This window comes from Paenarthrobacter ureafaciens, assembly GCF_004028095.1.
Lineage (GTDB): Bacteria > Actinomycetota > Actinomycetes > Actinomycetales > Micrococcaceae > Arthrobacter > Arthrobacter ureafaciens.
Window position 1 is genome coordinate 531784 of the sequence record NZ_SBHM01000007.1, and the last position, 18220, is coordinate 550003.

At 63.0% G+C, this 18220-nt stretch carries 19 protein-coding genes and 1 pseudogene; 6 read left to right on the forward strand and 14 right to left on the reverse strand.

Annotation, left to right across the window (positions count from 1 at the left end; genetic code table 11):
- Positions 1-28: 28 nt before the first annotated feature.
- Complete coding sequence (locus tag AUR_RS06620) at positions 29-601, forward strand: MOSC domain-containing protein (protein ID WP_062097962.1); 573 nt, start codon at positions 29-31, stop codon at positions 599-601.
- 15 nt (positions 602-616) lie between these two features.
- Here AUR_RS06620 and AUR_RS06625 read toward each other — a convergent pair whose 3' ends face one another.
- Both AUR_RS06625 and AUR_RS06630 read right to left on the reverse strand, forming a co-directional pair.
- On the reverse strand, positions 617-2575 hold the full coding sequence (locus tag AUR_RS06625; protein WP_062097963.1) for an ABC transporter ATP-binding protein: 1959 nt from the start codon (positions 2573-2575) through the stop codon (positions 617-619).
- Entirely contained in the window at positions 2572-4308 is a 1737-nt protein-coding gene (locus AUR_RS06630; protein WP_062097965.1) for an ABC transporter ATP-binding protein, read from the reverse strand. The genes AUR_RS06625 and AUR_RS06630 overlap by 4 nt, the downstream gene beginning before the upstream one ends.
- A 123-nt stretch (positions 4309-4431) precedes the next feature.
- Between AUR_RS06630 and AUR_RS06635 the strand changes: the two genes are divergently transcribed.
- On the forward strand, positions 4432-5268 hold the full coding sequence (locus AUR_RS06635) for an alpha/beta fold hydrolase (protein WP_062097967.1): 837 nt from the start codon (positions 4432-4434) through the stop codon (positions 5266-5268).
- Positions 5269-5307: 39 nt separating this feature from the next.
- Here AUR_RS06635 and AUR_RS06640 read toward each other — a convergent pair whose 3' ends face one another.
- From AUR_RS06640 to AUR_RS06680, 10 genes are all read right to left on the reverse strand, one after another.
- Positions 5308-6831 (reverse strand): CYTH and CHAD domain-containing protein, encoded by a 1524-nt coding sequence (locus tag AUR_RS06640; protein WP_021473469.1) that lies wholly within the window; start codon positions 6829-6831, stop codon positions 5308-5310.
- A gap of 84 nt (positions 6832-6915) precedes the next feature.
- The gene (locus AUR_RS06645; protein WP_062097970.1) at positions 6916-7401 is read right to left on the reverse strand and encodes an SRPBCC family protein; all 486 of its coding nucleotides are present in this window, start codon (positions 7399-7401) and stop codon (positions 6916-6918) included.
- A gap of 83 nt (positions 7402-7484) precedes the next feature.
- A complete protein-coding gene (locus AUR_RS06650) occupies positions 7485-7856 on the reverse strand; it encodes a hypothetical protein (protein ID WP_021473471.1) in 372 nt (123 codons plus the stop codon).
- Positions 7857-7971: 115 nt separating this feature from the next.
- Complete coding sequence (locus AUR_RS06655) at positions 7972-8307, reverse strand: PRC-barrel domain-containing protein (RefSeq protein ID WP_062097971.1); 336 nt, start codon at positions 8305-8307, stop codon at positions 7972-7974.
- Positions 8294-8716 carry a hypothetical protein gene (locus AUR_RS06660; protein WP_062097972.1) on the reverse strand — a complete coding sequence of 141 codons (423 nt, stop codon included), beginning with the start codon at positions 8714-8716 and terminating at the stop codon, positions 8294-8296. Before AUR_RS06660 ends, AUR_RS06655 begins: the two co-directional genes overlap by 14 nt.
- Positions 8716-9945, reverse strand: a complete 1230-nt coding sequence (locus AUR_RS06665) for an Nramp family divalent metal transporter (RefSeq protein ID WP_062097974.1) — start codon at positions 9943-9945, stop codon at positions 8716-8718. Before AUR_RS06665 ends, AUR_RS06660 begins: the two co-directional genes overlap by 1 nt.
- Complete coding sequence (locus AUR_RS06670) at positions 9942-10397, reverse strand: hypothetical protein (RefSeq protein ID WP_128397089.1); 456 nt, start codon at positions 10395-10397, stop codon at positions 9942-9944. Before AUR_RS06670 ends, AUR_RS06665 begins: the two co-directional genes overlap by 4 nt.
- A gap of 26 nt (positions 10398-10423) precedes the next feature.
- Positions 10424-10627, reverse strand: coding sequence for a hypothetical protein (locus tag AUR_RS06675; protein ID WP_082694519.1), 204 nt, complete (start codon positions 10625-10627; stop codon positions 10424-10426).
- A gap of 355 nt (positions 10628-10982) precedes the next feature.
- The gene (locus tag AUR_RS20255) at positions 10983-11141 is read right to left on the reverse strand and encodes a hypothetical protein (protein WP_017200690.1); all 159 of its coding nucleotides are present in this window, start codon (positions 11139-11141) and stop codon (positions 10983-10985) included.
- A 268-nt stretch (positions 11142-11409) separates the two neighbouring features.
- Complete coding sequence (locus AUR_RS06680; protein ID WP_062097978.1) at positions 11410-12144, reverse strand: NUDIX hydrolase; 735 nt, start codon at positions 12142-12144, stop codon at positions 11410-11412.
- A gap of 105 nt (positions 12145-12249) precedes the next feature.
- Between AUR_RS06680 and AUR_RS06685 the strand changes: the two genes are divergently transcribed.
- Both AUR_RS06685 and AUR_RS06690 read left to right on the forward strand, forming a co-directional pair.
- Positions 12250-13275, forward strand: a complete 1026-nt coding sequence (locus AUR_RS06685) for an SPFH domain-containing protein (protein ID WP_062097980.1) — start codon at positions 12250-12252, stop codon at positions 13273-13275.
- 10 nt (positions 13276-13285) lie between these two features.
- A complete protein-coding gene (locus AUR_RS06690; RefSeq protein WP_062097982.1) occupies positions 13286-14188 on the forward strand; it encodes a diacylglycerol kinase catalytic domain-containing protein in 903 nt (300 codons plus the stop codon).
- 74 nt (positions 14189-14262) lie between these two features.
- Here AUR_RS06690 and AUR_RS06695 read toward each other — a convergent pair whose 3' ends face one another.
- Positions 14263-14718, reverse strand: coding sequence for a hypothetical protein (locus tag AUR_RS06695; protein ID WP_241650877.1), 456 nt, complete (start codon positions 14716-14718; stop codon positions 14263-14265).
- Between the two features lie 96 nt (positions 14719-14814).
- Positions 14815-14958 (reverse strand): annotated as a pseudogene (locus AUR_RS20810) (helix-turn-helix domain-containing protein); the annotation flags it as partial.
- 279 nt (positions 14959-15237) lie between these two features.
- On the opposite strand from AUR_RS20810, the gene AUR_RS06700 reads away from it, so the two are divergent.
- Both AUR_RS06700 and ggt read left to right on the forward strand, forming a co-directional pair.
- Positions 15238-16140 (forward strand): patatin-like phospholipase family protein, encoded by a 903-nt coding sequence (locus tag AUR_RS06700; RefSeq protein WP_062097987.1) that lies wholly within the window; start codon positions 15238-15240, stop codon positions 16138-16140.
- A 104-nt stretch (positions 16141-16244) separates the two neighbouring features.
- Positions 16245-18110, forward strand: coding sequence for a gamma-glutamyltransferase (ggt, locus tag AUR_RS06705; protein WP_062097989.1), 1866 nt, complete (start codon positions 16245-16247; stop codon positions 18108-18110).
- Positions 18111-18220 lie beyond the last annotated feature (110 nt).

An 18220-nucleotide genomic window follows, 5' to 3' on the forward strand; every position in this document is an offset into this window, starting at 1 on the left:
GGGTCTGCGCGGCGGCTAGCGTTAAGGGATGACCGCTGAGTACAGGTACGACGTCGACGTGCTTCACCTTTTGGTGTCGCCCGCGCATGCCTACTTTGGCAGGGCACGGGAGGGCGCCGCAGATGTTCCGACCACCGATGCACCGACTGCGGAGCTTGTTGCAGGCAAGGGCGTTGTTGGAGACCGTTTCTTTGGCAAAGCGGCGCACATGGATGCGGCCGTGACTGTGTTCGCGGTCGAGGCGCTCGAGGCTATTGCTGCGGAACTCGATTCCGGCCCGTTTGATCCCCTGCTGACCCGGCGGAATGTGGTGATCCGCGGCGCCGAGCTGGCACCCCTGCTGGGCCACGAATTTGTCCTCGAGTCGGGCAAGGATTCCGTCCGTTTGAGAGCCGGCCGCCCCGCCCACCCCTGCGCGTGGATGGACCAGATGTTGGCTCCCGGCGCCCACAAAGCCATGCGCGGAAGGGGCGGAGTAAGGTGCCAAGTGATCTCCGGCGGGTTCCTCCACCGTGGGCCCGCCACCCTGGTCAGCCCTGTCCCCCTGAACCCGGCCCGCGCCGGGGAAGCGTCCGTGCTGCGGCCCACCCGGCTGCCCTAGCCCGGAACCTGCGCCTCACACCTCCGCAGCCGGCGCCGCGAACTGGGCTTCGTACAGCCGGGAGTACGCGCCACCGGCGGAGAGAAGCTCCGAGTGGGTCCCCTGCTCCACGATCTGCCCGGACTCCATGACCAGGATGAGGTCGGCGTCCCGGATCGTGGAGAGCCTGTGCGCGATGACAAAGCTGGTGCGGTCCGAGCGCAGGGCATTCATGGCCTTCTGGACCAACACCTCGGTACGGGTGTCCACGGAACTTGTTGCCTCATCCAGGATCAGCACTGAAGGGCGTGACAGGAAGGCCCGGGCGATGGTGAGCAACTGCTTCTCCCCTGCCGAGACGTTGCTGCCCTCATCGTCCAACAGGGTGTTGTACCCCTCGGGCAGCGAGCGCACAAAGCGGTCAACATAGGTGGCCTGCGCAGCCTCCACGATCGATGCTTCCGAAGCATCGGGCCGGCCATAGGCAATGTTGTCCCGGATTGTCCCGCCGAACAGCCACGTATCCTGCAGCACCATGCCCATCCGCGAGCGCAGTTCCTGCCGGGACATGGTGGAGATGTCCACGCCGTCCAGGGTAATCCTGCCGCCGTCGAGCTCGTAGAAGCGCATCATGAGGTTCACCAATGTTGTCTTGCCCGCACCTGTAGGCCCAACAATGGCGATGCTTTGCCCCGGCTCGGCCACCAGGTTGAGCCCGGTGATGAGAGGCTTGTCCGGCGAGTAGCTGAAGGAGACGTTCTCGAACACGAGCCGGCCCCGTCCCGGACCGGAAGCAGAACCAACAGGCTCGGGCGATTCTTCCTCTTCGTCGAGCAATTCGAAAACGCGTTCGGCTGAGGCCACACCGGATTGCAGCATGTTCGCCATGGATCCGAGCTGCGCAAGCGGCATGGTGAATTGCCGCGAGTACTGGATGAATGCCTGCACGTCGCCGAGCTGCATTCCGCCGGAAGCCACTTGCAGGCCACCCACCACGGCAATGGCCACGTAGACGAGGTTTCCGATGAACGTCATGGCAGGCATGATCAGTCCGCTGACGAACTGGGCACCGAAACTTGCCTGGAAGAGCTCGGAATTCTTGTCCCGGAACTTCTGCTGTACCTCGTCCTGCCGGCCGAACACCTTCACCAAAGCGTGTCCGGTGTAGGTCTCCTCAATGTGGCCGTTGAGTTCGCCGGTGTTCTTCCACTGGGCCACGAAGAGCTTTTGGGAACGCTTGGCGATCAACACAGTAATCCCGAGGGTCAGGGGAATAGTGATGAGGGCAATCAGCGCCAGCAGCGGGGAAAGGATGAACATCATCACCAGCACCCCCAGCACGGTCAGCAGGGAGGAGACTACTTGGCTGATGGATTGTTGGAGGCTTTGGGAGATGTTGTCGACGTCGTTGGTCACCCGGCTGAGGAGCTCGCCGCGCTGGATTTTGTCGAAGTACTTCAGCGGCAGCCTGTGGATTTTCGCTTCGATCCGTTCGCGCAGCCGGTAGACGGTCCTTTGGACGACGCCGTTGAGGATGTACGCCTGGATCCAACCGAACGCCGCGGCCAGGACATACAGCACGAGCGTCCAGAGCAGTACCGAGGACAGCGCGCCGAAGTCGATGCCGACGCCGGGTGTCAGGGGCATGGCGCTGAGCATGTCGGCCTTAGTGTTCTCGCCGGCGGCGCGGAGCCCTGCGATCACGGCTTCTTTGGAAACGCCGGCGGGCAGTTCCTTGGAGACGACGCCGGCAAAGATCAGGTTGGTGCCTTCGCCAAGCAGCCGTGGGCCAATGACGTTCAGGGCCACGCTGACAACGGCGAACATCAGGACCAGGGCAAGCCAGACCCGTTCGGGATGCAGGGTTCCCAGCAGGCGCTTGGCGGAGGCGCCGAAGTTGGACGCCTTCTCGGCCGGGACGTTCATGCCGGCGAACGGCCCGCCCCTGCCCGGCCCCATCGGGGGACGCTGCGGACCGCGGACAGCTGTACTCATGCCGCCTCCTCCGCTGCGAGTTGGGAGGCCACGATTTCCCGGTACGTTTCGGAAGTCTCCAACAACTCATCGTGCGTTCCCTGCCCAACGATCCTGCCGTCGTCGAGCACTAGTATCCGGTCAGCATCCGCGATGCTGGACACGCGCTGGGCGATGATCACCAGCGTGGCGCCCTGGGTGTGCTGTTTGAGGGCGCGGCGCAGCCTGGCGTCCGTTGCAGTGTCCAGGGACGAGAACGAATCGTCAAAGATGTAGAGTTCTGGCTGTTTGACCAGTGCCCGGGCGATGGCGAGCCGTTGCCGCTGACCGCCGGATACGTTGGTCCCGCCCTGGGAGATCGGGGCGTCCAGCCCGCCGTCCATTTCCTCAACAAAGTCGCGGGCTTGGGCGACGGCGAGGGCTTGCCACAGTTCGTCGTCGGTGGCGTCCGGTTTGCCGTAAAGCAGGTTGCTGCGGACGGTTCCGGAGAACAGGTAGGGCTTTTGCGGCACCAACCCGATGTGCCCCCACAGGTGGTCGGGTTGCAGTTCCCGGACGTCCACGCCGTCCATCCGGACGGATCCCGAGGTGGCGTCGAAGAGTCGCGGCATGAGGTTCACGAGGGTGGTCTTGCCTGCCCCGGTGCTGCCGATGATCGCCGTGGTCTGGCCGGCCCGGGCGGTGAAGGACACCCCGCTGAGGACGGGCTGTTCGGCACCCGGGTAGGCGAATCCGACGTCGCGCATTTCCAGCTCGCCCCTGCGGCGGCCGGTGAGGGACACAGGGTTCGACGGCGGCTGGACGCTTGAGTCGGTCCCCAGCACCTCGCCGATGCGGTCGGCTGAGACGGAAGCACGCGGGATCATCACGGCCATGAACGTGGCCATCATGACGGACATGAGGATTTGCATAAGGTAGCTCAGGAACGCAATCAGAGTGCCCACCTGCATGGAGCCGTCCTCGATCCGGAACGACCCGAACCAGATCACCGCCACACTGGAAATGTTCATGACCAGCATGACCACAGGGAACATGAGCGCCATCAGCCGGCCGGCCCGCAGCGCAACGTCCGTGACGTCGTCGTTCGCTTTGCCGAACCGCAGCGATTCCATGTCCTCCCGCACGAAGGCCCGCACCACGCGGATACCGGTCAGTTGCTCACGGAGCACCCTGTTCACGGCGTCGATCCGGACCTGCATTTTGCGGAACAGCGGAACCATCCGGGTCACGATCAGCCCGACGCAAACCAGCAGCACCGGCACCGCCACGGCGATCAACCACGACAGTTGCGCATCTTGCCGAACCGCCATGATCACCCCGCCGATACTCAGCATCGGCGCCGCGACCATCAGGGTGCAGGACATGAGGACCAACTGCTGGACCTGCTGGACGTCGTTGGTGGAGCGGGTGATGAGGGACGCCGCGCCAAAGCGGCTGACCTCTTGCTCCGAGAACTCCCCCACCCTGCCGAAGATCGCGTCCCGGAGGTCGCGGCCAAGGCTCATTGCGGCCTTCGCGCCGAAGTACACCGCAATCACGGCGCAGGCGATCTGCAGCAGGGTAATCAGCAGCATGACCGCGCCCATGCGGAGGATGTATCCGGTGTCGCTGGTGGCGACGCCCTGGTCGATGATGTCGGCATTGAGCGTGGGCAGGTACAGCGAGGCGATGGACTGGGCCAGCTGAAAAACGACGACGGCGACCAGCAGCCGCTGGTGCGGCTGGAGGAAACGAACAAGGACCTTCCACAGCATGGGATCTCCAGCGTCCGGGGGTAAACCGAAGGCCAGTTTACGTCTGGTTGCTGGGGGCAACTAGGGGGTATTCAGTAGGCTGGAAGCGTTCCACCCCAGAACCGCTATGAAGGGACCGAAGTTTTGGCTTACATCACCGTCGGAAACGAAAACAGCACTGAGATTGAGCTCTACTACGAGGACCACGGGGCGGGGCAGCCTGTGGTGCTGATCCACGGCTATCCCTTGGACGGATCGTCATGGGAGAAGCAGACAACGGCCCTCCTTGACGCCGGCTACAGGGTGATCACCTATGACCGCCGCGGCTTCGGGAAGTCCAGCAAGCCCACGGTCGGCTACGACTACGACACCTTCGCAGCCGACCTCAAAGCGGTCCTGGAAACCCTCGACCTCAACGACGCCGTACTGGTGGGGTTCTCCATGGGAACCGGCGAGGTTGCCCGCTACATCAGCACCTACGGTTCAGGCCGCGTGGCCAAGGCTGTGTTCCTCGGCTCCCTGGAACCGTTCCTCTTGAAGACCGACGACAATCCGGATGGCGTCCCGCAGGATGTCTTCGATGGCATCGCCCAGGCCGTCAAGGCTGATCGCTACGCCTTCTTCACGGATTTCTTCAAGAACTTCTACAACAGCGACACCTTCCTGGGCACCGACCGCCTCAGCCAGGAATTGGTCGATGCGAGCTGGAACCTGGCAGCAAATTCGGGTGCATTCGCATCAGTTGCCGCACAGCCCACGTGGCTCACTGATTTCCGCGCGGATATCCCCACAATCGATGTCCCCGCTTTGATCGTTCACGGCACTGCGGACAATATCCTGCCCATCGATGTCACCGGCCGCCGATTCAAGGATGCACTTCCCAGCGCCGAATACGTGGAAATCGAGGGGGCGCCGCACGGTTTCCTCTGGACGCACGGAGCAGAAATCAACGAAGCCCTTCTGGGGTTCCTCAAAAAGTAGGCAAATAGCCCTCAAGAACCTTTTCTTGAGGGCTATTTCCTAAGTGATCCTGAGTTTGCGGACTTTCTTTCCCAGCCGGAGATACTCCTGCTGGACCGCGTCCGCTGCCGTCCGTTCCCTGGCGTGGAGAACTCCGTAGGTAAATGCGGCGTTGCCCATGCCGGGAGCGGAGCCGAGCTTCAACAGTTCAGTCCGGGCTACGGCACTGTCCTGGTGTTCACCCAAGATGGTCTGTATCCGGTGGGCCATATCAGCGATCTTCGATGCCTGCTTGCCGTGGATGCTTTCTGCCGCCGCAGCCGCAAAGCGCAACTTCTTGGCTGCCTTCCGGACTTCGTGGAAGGCCTTGTCACGGGAAGGCCCGACGGCGGCGGCAACCGCTGCGTCGTGGCGTTCGGCGAGGCGTTTGGCAGCCTTGTTGACGCGCTTGGCCGTTGCTTTGCCCGCACCGGGCATGACCTCGGGCGCGACAGGAGGCTCCTCGACGAAGGCCTCCAATTGGTCCAGCAGCCGGAAGTATCCAGGACTGTCCATCCGGGATCGGATGGCCGTCAGGGCAGTGTCCTTCCGAACCTTCATGCGTTCGTCCAGCTCTGCCGCCAAGGGGCCCAGCACAAGCCTTCCCGGCAATTCATCCAGCGATTCCCGCAGCCGCCGATGGAGCACCTCGGCGTCCCTGTACCGGCCCAGAGTTTGGGCGAGCGATTTCAAGCCCGCTTCCAACTCGTCCACCGGGCCGGCTTTGAAGAACTTGCGGTAGCTGTGGAGCACCGACCGGATCCGCCGGGTGACGGACCGTAGCTGGTGGACGGAATCATCAGCGTTCATCCTGACGTGGGCATCCCGCCGGAGCATCCTGGCCACTTGCTGGTCAAGGTAGTCGAGGACGGGCACAACGGCCGGTCCCTTACGTTCGGGGACCTCGCGGCCGCTCCCCTTGGGACGGGGCAAGTGTCCGGCCAGCGCGGTCGCGAGTTTGGACGTGCGTTCGCTGGGGCGCGCGCCGGTATTCGTAAGTATCCCGGCGGCAGCTTCAAAAAGTGCTGCCGCGGCGTCGTCGCCCGGATTGTGGTTCAGCTCCAGTTCCCACTCACGCCACGTGCGGGCGGTGGAATCGTTGAAAGACACCTCGGCCTCGACGTGGTCATCGACGAACTCGGCAATCGCCCTGCCGTCTTCCGCGTACAGGCCGATGCTGGTGCGGCTGGTGTTCACAGTGGCCACGGGTGCCACGGCATGGCCACGGGTGCAGGCAAGGATCCTGGCCAGGATGTCATCCGGGAGGATCTCCGGCCGGCCCAACGCAGCATGTATTTCCGTGCGCTGCCCGGGTCCCTTGGGCAGCTTAAGGTGCCATCCGGCGTCCGGTCCTCCGGTACGACGCCGGAGCGTCATCCCGTAGGAGGCGAGGGCGAGGTCTTTGGTGTCGAAATAGACGGCCTCAAGCCGGTGCGTCACCGGCTCGCCTACCCTGGAGACGCCGTCGATGGCTGTCAGGTCAGGCAGCGGCGTTGACGGTTCGACGTCGAACTTCCGCTCCACTTCCACAGTGGACTTGGCCATGGTCCAAATACCTCCTGCTGCCGTAAATGTTGCCCGCAACGGTGAAGGCCGGCCGGATCGCCGGCCGGCCTTCACCGCGCTGCATCAGACCAGCGGTCCTCCGGCTTCATCTACATCCCCGCCGGAGATGGTGCCACGCCAACCCCCGGTTTCGTGCCCTTGGGCTTCAATGAACTTCTTGAATTTGTCCAGGTCCGCGCCAACGCGCAGACTGTCGGCTCCAACGGCTGACCCTGCCTTTTCGGCGAGCGTTTCCGGTTCCCACACGATTTCCACGTTGACGCGGGTCCTGCCGGCGTCGAGCGGCTCGAAGGTCACCGAGCCGCCGTTGCGGGGGCCGTCCACGCTGGCCCAGCTCACCAGGGAGTCCGGAACCTGGTCAATGATCTGGGCGTTGTAGTCGCGCTTCACGCCTCCCACATTGGTGGAGAAGTGCAGTGCCGTGTCATCGAACTGCCGCACGGCTTCCACACCGTTCATGAACTCCGGGAAGCTCTCAAACTGGGTCCACTGGTTGTAGGCCACGGAAACAGGGACATCTACTTCAATTGATTTGTTGACGGTAGCCATGGATTTTGCTCCTTCTTTGCCGTCGAGTGCGGGGTGCCTTGCGGTCGCGTGCCTTGCGGTCGCGTGCCTCGTGCGTCCGGGGCTTAGCCTGCGTTGAAGTCTTCTTGGTCGTCGTCGTTAGGCGCCTGGTCCTGGGGAAGGTCGGTGCCGCTGCCGTCCGGCAGGTCCTCTGCGTCGGGCTGCAGGTTCTGTTCCTGGAGGGATTGCTCATCTGTCCCGCCGAAACGGCCTGCGCCCGGTTCGCCGGAGCTGTCCGAATCTTCCGGATCCAAGTGACTGAGGTTCGGAGCGCCGGTTGCGTAGGTCTCGCCGTCGGGGCTGTCCTGGCTCAATCCGGCGTCGCTCAGGTCTTCTTCTACACGGGGCTGGGCCTGCCCTCCGCCAGCTTCCTGCTCTGCCGTCGGGGTGCCGTAGCCGCCTACTTCTTCTTCAGGTGTGGCGTTCTGACTGTCCATGAGACCTGTCCTTTCCAACGGTTAATGGAACACTTCGAATTTATAAGCATACTTAGCTATTTGTCCATGCCGAAAGGCCTTAGTCAGTAAACTTAGTACTTCTTCACTTCATCGGCTACCACGTCAGGCCGGATTCGTAAGGGGTGAAGTCGGACCGCAGCCGCACGGACTTCGGCCCCATCAGCGCAATGTCCTCCCACAGCACCAGGAACGAACCGCGGTGCCGCCACCGGAGCAGTTGGGCTACCGGCCACGGCTGGGTGAGGTTCTGCCGCTCGAATCCCAAGAAGGACGACGCCGTGCGGGGACTGACAATGATCCCCACCAGCCGCGCCTTGCTCAGCAGCGGGCCGGGAGCAGCATCCAGCGCGAAACGGACGTCCGACACCTCGCCGAGCCGCTTTCCGTTGCTGTCCAGCACGTCAATTCCCAGCATGTCAGTCAGGATCATGGCGGCCTCCCGGAATGCGGCCAATGACGTGGTTCCGCAGCCAGCGCTCCACCCACGACGCGTCCAGGGAATCCGAGCGGACCCCCACGGAGATGACGGTCCCCACGCCTGACACAACGTCCCACGGGATACGGATCAGCCGGCTCGACGGCGGCCTGCCGCCAAAGATCCGCGTACCCAGCACCGGCCCGGTCAGCAGCGCAGTGATAACCGGCGGGTCGGTACCCGGCGGGATCGGCTGGTACGGTTCGGGGCCGCTCAACTCAATGTCGTCCACAGTGGTGACGGGTACGTCGTCGATGTCCAGAACCTGACGGTCCAGCAGATGCAGCTGCGCGTCGAGGACCAACCCGGCGGGTTGTGGTGGCGGCTTCAAACGGCTCGTATCCAGCCCTCGGTTCTTTGCCATTACGCCCCCGCTCCGGTAGCGATCATGAGGGGAATCGCCGCAATCGACGCCACCAGGATGATGACCAGATAGACCATTCCGGCAATATTCACCGGCCGCTTATTGACGTGTTCGCCCATGTACTGGGGGTCATTTGCCACGATCAGGATGGGCAGGTACGTCAGCGGGAGGGCAATGGCCGAGAAGACCACCGAGTATTCCGTCACCAGGATCGGATCGACCCCTGTCATCAGCACCGCCACTCCCGCCAGCAGCACCACGATCATGGACATGTGGAACCGTGCTGCTTGCGCCGGACGCCGGAACTTCCCCCACGACCAGCCGAAGTACTGCGCCAAGGTGTAGCCGCTGGAAAGCGTCGTCTCCAATGCCGCTCCGAACGTTGCCGCTACGATGCCCACAATCAGGACGGCCAAAGCGATTTGCCCGCCCGCTTGCGCTACCGGCACAGCCACCTGCGACAGCGTCGTCACGCCGATGCCGGCAGGGAGAAGGACGACGGCGGCGCACCCGGCGATTGCGAGCGAAAGGAAACCGCCAAGAGGGAAGCCCAGCAGGACATTAAGCCGCGATTGCGCCAGGTCTTTCACCTTCCACTTTTCTTCCACGGCACCCGAAGAGAAGAAGAAAACCTCATACGGGGTCATGGCCGCACCGAAGAGGGCAATGGCGTAGTACCAGTACGTTCCGGCCTTCTCTTCGTGGGAAACAGAGGGGGTAAAGATCTGGGAGGCCAAGGCACCCCAGTCCGGCTTGAGGAGGAACAAAGCCACTGCAAAGACCACCAGTGAGAGTCCCACCAGGCCCGTGACGTTCTCCATGATCTTGAACTTCACCCGCCAGATCACCAGCCACACAGCCAGCAAAGCCACGGGAACCCACAAGAGATAGGCAACGCCGCTTGCCAATTGCAGGGCCAGGGCAATGCCGCCTATTTCGGCAGTGACCGTCATGAGGTTGATGAGGAAGGAAGCACCGAGGTTCGCCAGCCCGGCGCGGGCTCCCATCCGTTCCCGGATCACTTCGAATGTGGCCCTTCCCGACACCGCAGCAACCCGGCCGGACATGTTGGCAAAGAGGCAGATTCCTACTACTCCCACAAGCACCACCCACGCCAGCGAGAGCCCAAAGCGCGAGCCCACCACGGCATTGGTGACCAAATCCCCGATGTCGACGAAGCCCCCGATCGCTGTCAGGATGCCGAGCGCAACACCGAGGAGCCGTTTCACTGTATGCCGGCCTTGGTCATGAGGGCGTCGAGCTGGTCCGAGGCCCTGTGCAATTCATCGAGCACGGGCATCAAGTGGGATGGGTCGCTTCCGATCCTGCCCTCTTCGGGGCCGCCTTGCGGCGCCGCCAGGGCATCACGGGCGTGGATCAACGCACGGGAAATTGTTGCGAAGGCAGCAAGAACGTCATCCCGGAGGTCCTGGTCATCTCCGTTACTGGCAGACGTGCCTTGGACGTCCTTGGTAGCTGAGTCGACCTGCTTCAGCATGTCGTCAGCCGCAGTTGAGCCGGCCGCCGCCGTCGTGTGGCCCTTGAGCCGCAGCTCCACGGCCATGGCCGTGGTCCTGACAGCAGCGGAGGCGTCTTTCATTGGCCCCTCAAGGGCCTGCGTCGAGGGACTTTCCGAGCAGCCGGAAACGACTCCGACCAGCAACGCGAATGTCAGGAGCACCTTGAAAGCATGCTTCCACAAGCAGCTCACGACGGCTGCGGCACCTCGCATCCACCTTGCGGATCAAGCCCCGTGTAATTCAGCGGTCCGGCAACAATGTTGAGGGCGATCGTGGCGAACTGTGAGCACTGCGCCGGTGGCGCGTTGTAATATCCCCGCTGCCCCGCAGCTATTGCACCGACGACCAACCACACCACTACGATCAGCCCGAGAATTGATCCGATACGCATTTTCCACCTCAATCAAAAGAATGGATAAACCCGGAACCGGGCGGATTATGGGCGAAGCCGTGGGCGATTATCCACCCACGGCTTCGAAGCCCCGATCAATCCGTCGGATTAGGTTCAGTAGTTAAGCTGCGGTCGTCCGCAGTCTTTGCATCTTTTTCCTCAGCAGGTCCCGGCGGAGTAGCAGACTTGTTCGCTCCGGCGTCGGCAGCGTCGTCCGGATCTCCCCCGGCCCCACCGTCCGCCGGCACTTGCGCGCTGGCGAGCGGTGTTCCGAGATCCCGCGGGATCGGATGGCCAGGGGTTGTTACTCCGTCATGGATGTGGCTAAGGCCCCCAGATTCCACTGGGTCCGAGGTCATACGCGCGACCGCCCCCGTCCCAAAACCCATCCAATGAGGGCAAGAACAAGAAGGATAATTCCCACCCACAGCAGGAAACTTAGGGCCTGGTTGAATCCACCCACCAGCAGCAGGATGATCGCAATGACTCCGGCGATGATCAATAGTGTGTTCATGTAGCTACGCATCCCTTCAAACAAATTTCTGTCCAGTTAGGAAGGCATCCGCCGGGACCCCAAATGAAGTCCCACCCCATACCAACGGGCACCAACGGAGAATGTTCTCCTTATTCCGTACCTACCCATAATGGCTATGGTTCAAACAGAGCAACCACTACGGGAAGCACGTGCACAGCTTCATAATAAGCACGCTTTGTGTTTTGGCGAAGTGATTTGATGCCGAACATTTTTCGAGGCGGATCGCCCTGTCAATGCGTTTCCCCGCCTACACCCTCGGGCGCATCAACGGCGGGTTCAGCACCGCCCGGGTGGGGTGCCCCGCCGTCGAACGCGCCTCCTCCGCGAGCCTGAAGAGTGCCGCCGGCCTGCCCGCATCGCCCGCGGTCATGCGCCCTGTGTCCTCAAGGAAGCCGGGCGTGCCGGTGGCCTTGCGATGGAAGTTTCGCGGGTCCAGGCGGGTCCCCCAAACGGCCTCGTAGACGGCCCGTAATTGGGCGATGGTGAACTCTTCGCCGCAGAACGCCGCGCCCAAAGGCGAGTACTCCAACTTGGCCCTGGCCCGTTCCACGGCATCTTCCAGGATCTGCGCATGGTCGAAGGCCAAATCCACCTCGCCATTGGCCACGCGTTCCACCGGATACCACGCCGCTTGCTCGGCGTCACTGCCGGCGGACAGGACGGGAAAGTCGGGCGCCAGCAGAAGGTGCGCCACGGTGAGGACGTCGCCACGGGGGTCACGACCCTTGGGGCCGTAGCTCGCCAACTGCTCCAAATAGCCTGGCAAACGTTCGACGCCGGTTTCCTCGCCCAGTTCGCGGATCGCTGCTTCCACGAGGTCCTCGCCGGGCAAGACGAAACCGCCGGGGAGGGCGAGCCGTCCGCGGAACGGCTCGATGAGGCGGGTGATGAGGAGGACGCAGAGCTCACCGCCGCGGACGGTAAGGGCAACGATGTCCACCGTGACGGGGAAGCTCGCGGGTGCTGGAACAGCTTGTGTCATGCGGCAATCCTACGGCATTTATCGTCATGTTGACATTAATAGTTCCAGCGCCCTAGAGTGTGGTTATCGTCAGATAGACGATAACTCTTCAAATCAAGGAGCATCATGGCAACCATCAAGCGATACCCCTGGATCAGCCACTTCCTCGGCAGCCCCACCGGCTACGTCGTGCACCTGCAAAAGGGCGCGGTGAAGCACCAAGGAGTGGGCCAGGCGTTCTGGTTCCGGCCCGTGAATTCCGTGCTCAGCGAAGTGCCGGTAGATGATCAGGAACTCCCCACCCTCTTCCACGCCATTACCCGGGACCACCAGGACGTCACAGTGCAGGCCAACGTCACCTACCGGTTCGTGGATCCTGTGGCGGTGTCGACTCGGCTCGACTTTGGCCTGCAAACACCGGGGTCCGCGCCGGCAACGGGACGCGAGCAGGTCTCCACCATCATCGGGCAGCTCTGCCAGAGCCACGCGATCGACCAGATTGCCGCCACCACCCTGGCCGAAGCCTTGGAACGCGGCGTCAGCCAGCTGCGGATAGTGCTCACCGAAGCCCTCCGCGCAGACGCCCGGCTGCAATCCACCGGCATCGAAATCCTCGGGGTGCAGGTCCTGGCAGTCCGACCCGAGTCCGACGTCGAACGTGCCCTGCAGACACCCGTCCGCGAACAGCTGCAAGCCGAAGCGGACCGGGCTGTCTACGAAAGGCGGGCGGTCGCCGTCGAACGTGAACGCACCATCTCCGAAAACGAGATGGCCAGCCAAATCGAACTGGCCGTTCGGCGCGAGAACCTCGTGGCGCAGGAGGGCGTTAACGCCCGTCGGGCAGCGGAGGAAAAGGCCGCAGCCGGCCTCATCGAGGCCCAGGGTTCGGCCGAGCGCAAGGGCATCGGCGCTGCGGCCGAAGCCAACCAGATCCGGCTGGTGGGTGAAGCAGCTGCCGCACGTGAAGCTGCCACCATGGAGGTCTACCGGGGCATGGAACAGTCCACGCTGCTTGCCCTCGCCCTGCGGGACGCAGCCGGTTCGCTGCCGAACATCGGCAACTTGACCATCACCCCGGACCTCCTGAGCGGAGCCCTGGCCGGACTGTTCAAGGATCAGAACGGACAAGCACCGGCACCGGCCGCCAAGTAAGGATCAGACCATGGCAACTCCACGCATCGTCATCGTTCACAGGCGTACCGAACTCCAGGAACTCCTGGACCGCCACTCGACCCGCGGACAGGCTGAGTTCTTCCTCCGGACCCGTGGCCGAAGCCTCGAAGAAGTTCAGCAACGCCACGACCACCTCACCGCAGCCCTCGCCACCGTGCGGGGAGCGGTCCCGGCCGAATGGCGGCAAGCCGAAGTGGAGCGGGCCGACCTCAGCCGTTTCCTCCTGACAGCAGAGGACATCATCGTGGCCGTGGGCCAGGACGGTCTGGTGGCCAATGCCGCCAAGTACCTTTCCGGGCAACCGGTCATCGGCGTGGATCCGGAGCCTGGAGCCAATCCCGGCGTCCTGGTGCGGCACACGCCCGCGGCGGCAGCGGCCATGATCCGCGCCGGCGACCCGAACCGCCTGCGCTGCCTGGACCTCACCACCGTGACGGCAACGCTCGACGACGGGCAGCAGCTTTCGGCGCTCAACGAGATTTTCGTGGGGCACGCCTCCCACCAGTCCGCCAGGTACCAGTTGACGGCGCCAAGTTTTACAAGTTCCGGTGGTCAAACCGAGCGGCAGTCCTCATCGGGATTGATCGTCTCCACCGGCACCGGAGCCACCGGCTGGTGCGCCTCAATCGCACTGGAACGCGGCGGCAGGGCCCTGCCCGCACCGACTGACCCGACGCTTGCGTGGTTTGTCCGCGAAGCCTGGCCGTCGCCCGTTACGGGAGCTTCCCTCACTGAAGGCCTCCTGCAAGCCGGCGAAGTCCTCCGCATCACCGTCGCATCGGACCAACTGGTGGTGTTCGGCGACGGCATGGAAGATGACCGGCTGATCGCCTCATGGGGGCAGGAAATCACAGTGCAGGCAGGGCAGCGGCCGCTGCGGCTGGTGGTTTAGCGGGCGAGGTTGGCAGCGGTTAGTTTGGTACTGTCCGCAGGAAACCCTGTTGAGGTACATCTGCGTGAAGGCGGTCAGCCACGGATTGCGTAGTCTTGCAAGAGTTTCCGCAGGACTCTCCTACCGGCTGACTGCTCCCGTGTTGCCATTGACTCAGCCAAATCCAGGGCAATGGCAGCTACAGGAACTCCGTTGCGGAGTCCCTCTTCAAAGTCGATCTCCCGTAGCGTGACATTGCCGTCCTCTGATTCCTCCATGTGGAACGCCGCGGCCATTTCGTCTGCCGTACCCACCGGAACGTAACCGTCCAAAAAACCGTCGCCACCGGAGAGACCGAACACAGCCCCCATACCGGCTGCCCGCATTGCCGCTCCGCCTGTAGGCAGCACGTGTTCCTGCAACTTCCCAACAGCTTCCGTCGTCGCCCGAAACGTTCTGACCGTTGCCCGTTTCCGGGCCGCAACCATGACATCCTCGACGCTGCGGCCCTGCAACGATGTTCGCAAGCGGTAGCGCTCGTGGGGATTCAACCATGGCGCCGCCTCACCGCTCAGGAGCGCTATTGCCGCCCAGGCTGTCTTGGAGCTCCATGCTCGACCGGTCCCCCGCGGTCTATGGAGAGCCCGGTTCAACGAATCACTGCTGATGAGTAGTAATCCACCACCCCGCAGCGTCTTCAGGTGACCTTGGCTCACCATATTGCGCACCTGCCGCTGGCTCACGTGAAGACGTTCAGCGACTTCTGCGGTTGTGAGATAAGTCGATACCATAGACAGAAGACTACCGCGAGGGGAAGTCTTTTGTGCATACAAAATACTTCCCCGCGCGGAATATATTTGTGCACTGTCGGCTCGATGTGATGTTCGCGTCCCACGCCCACTCCCGCTCCCAGCCCGGCAGTGCTAGCATTCCCATGATCGTGAGAACCAAGCAGGAGGTGAGACCCATGTACGCAGTATCCGCAATGGGCGCTCCCCCGCAGCCCACGATTCCGCGACGCAAGTAGTCGCCACCGGGAGCGCCAATCCTCTTTCGTGAAGGGCTCTCCCATGAACACAACGCTTTCCCAAGGCATCACGCGTGCCCGGGCCTTGGTGCTCGGTGGCGGAGGTTCCACCGGCAATGCCTGGTTGACCGGCGTCATCGCCGGCCTGGCGGACGCGGGCCTCGATGTCACCAACGCCGACCTCACCATCGGCACATCGGCCGGCTCAACCGCTGCCGCCCAAATCAGTGGCGCTCCTATCGCTGAGTTGTATGCCGCAACCGTTCAAGCTCCCGCCAGCCGGACCTCGGCGCCCGCCAAAGGCAGGGACGTATCTGCCCACATGGAACGGACTGCCCGGATCATCGCCTCTTCCGCGGATCCTGCAGACATGCGACGCCGGATGGGGGCTGCGGCGCTCGAACTGCAAGCCGCGTTGGACCCTTCCACACAGGAACGATGGCGCGCTACGGTGGCGGCCAGACTTCCCCGGCAGGAATGGCCGCAACAGCAAATCCTCATCACAACCGTTGATGCAGGCACCGGCGAACCTGTCGAGTTCGGCAACAGCAGCGGGGTGGACCTGGTTGACGCCGTTGCAGCCAGTTGCGCCAGCGGCTTCGCGTACAGGATTGGCAGCGCAGACTATATCGACGGCGGCTACCGCTCCAACGCTGAAAATGCGGACCTTGCGGCTGGTTTCAGGAGAGTGCTGGTCCTTTCGCCTTTCGGTGGTCGAACCCGGACTCCTGAAGCGTGGAAGCAGGACCTCGCCTCCCACATCGAGGTTCTGCGAGCTGGCGGCAACCAAGTGGAGACGATTCTCCCCGCCGTTGAGTCGGAACATCTGTTCGGTGCCAACGCCATGGATTTCTCCCTCCGTCCGGCCGCAGCGGTGGCAGGCTTTGAGCAAGGAAAAAGCCTGGCCAGCGGGCTTTCCGGGTTCTGGAAAGGGCCCCTCACTTAGCCCCTGACCAGCCGGGAGTCAACCGTTGTCCCTCCCGAAGCCCCGGAGTAGGGTGGCCGGACCGCCAACCCTCAACAAACTCTGGGTAATTTCTGGGAGACACCATGAGACTTAAGAGACGTCAGTTTGCCGCGGCCACTGCCGCGTTGGCACTTAGTGTAAGCAGCGCAGCAGTGGCCAGTCCGGCTTTTGCGGACCCCCGGCAAACCGAAAAGAACCCCACGGCCACGGGCTACGGCGGCGCCGTCAGCACGGTGGATCCGGAGGCATCCGCAGCGGCCATCGAAGTATTGAAGCGGGGCGGCAACGCGGCCGACGCAGCGGTCGCTGCTGCTGCCACCCTCGGCGTAACTGAGCCCTACAGCGCCGGCATCGGCGGTGGCGGCTACTTCGTCTACTACGACGCCAAGACCGGTGAAGTCGGAACCATAGACGGCCGCGAAACGGCACCTGCGGCAATGCCCCATGATGCGTTCATCAATCCTGCTACCGGCGAGCCCTACAAATTCACGCCGGATCTGGTCACCAGCGGCGTCTCTGTTGGTGTTCCCGGTACTGCGGCTACATGGGAACGCGCTTTGGAACGGTGGGGAACCTTGGGCCTGGACGAGGCCCTGAAACCGGCCATCAAGGTCGCCAACCGCGGCTTCGTGGTGGATGAGACTTTCCGTCAGCAGACCGAGGACAACAAGGCACGGTTCAGCAACTTCACCTCCACACAGCAACTCTTCCTCCCCGGCGGTGAGTCTCCCGCCGTCGGAAGTATCTTCAAGAACCCCGAGCTGGCGGCAACATACCGCCTGCTTGCCAAGGAGGGGACAAGCGCGTTCTATAACGGCCCGCTGGCTGAGGAAATCGCTGCCACGGTCCAGGCGCCGCCCAAGGTAGCGGAACCCACCCTGCCTGTGCCTGTAGGTTTCATGACTGCCCAGGACCTGGCCGACTACAAAGTCCTGAACCAGGATCCCACCCACATGAAGTACCGCGGCTACGACGTCTATGGAATGGCACCCTCGAGCAGCGGAGGCACCACTGTCGGCGAGGCCTTGAACATTCTTGAGCCGTACAACCTCAGCGAAATGCAGCCAGCAGACGCCCTGCACCACTACTTCGAGGCGAGCGCCCTGGCGTTCGCCGACCGTGGCGCCTACGTGGGTGACCCCGCGTCCGTTGATGTTCCTACGGACATCTTGCTGGACCCGGCCTTCGGCAAGGAACGCTCTTGCCTGATCAACCCGACGGCGGCGGCAACCAAGCCTGTAAAACCCGGGGACGTAGAGAATTACGACGGCGCGTGCCCGGCTTCCGCTGCGCCGCTCGCTGATGAGACGGACACCGAGAACATCTCCACTACCAACCTGACGGTCGCTGACAAGTGGGGCAACGTGGTGGAGTACACGCTGACAATCGAACAAACAGGAGGATCGGGCATTGTTGTTCCGGGTCGGGGATTCCTGCTGAACAACGAGTTGACGGACTTCAGCACGGTCTACAACCCCGAGGACCCGAACCGTATTGAACCAGGCAAGCGGCCACGGTCATCGATGTCACCCACCATCATCCTGGATGAGGGCAAGCCATTCCTGGCCCTCGGTTCGCCGGGTGGTTCAACGATCATCACCACCGTGCTTCAGACGATTTTGAACCGGGTCGATTTGGGCATGGACATCTCGGAAGCCCTGGCAGCTCCCCGGGCAGCCCAACGAAACACGGTAACGGTGACAGCCGAACCGGCTTTCATACAGAGCTATGGATCCCAGCTCACCGCCCTTGGCCACGAACTGGTCCCGGCCGGAGACGCCTTCACATCCGCAGCCGAGATTGGTGCTGCCACGGCCATCGAGTTCGGTGAAGATGGCAAGCTCGTTGCCGTGGCGGAGCCGGAGCGGCGGGGTGGTGGATCGGCCATGGTGGTTTCGTCCGGTGACCAGCCGTCGAATGGCCACGGGAAGGGCCCGAAGTCCAAGTAGTCCTACAGGTTGAAACCCGGGAAGCCAGGGCAGGCCTATTCACGGTCCGCTCTGGCTTCCTCCCGTGAACGCCATAGTGCTCCAAGAGCGCCCAGAGAGCAGATGACCCC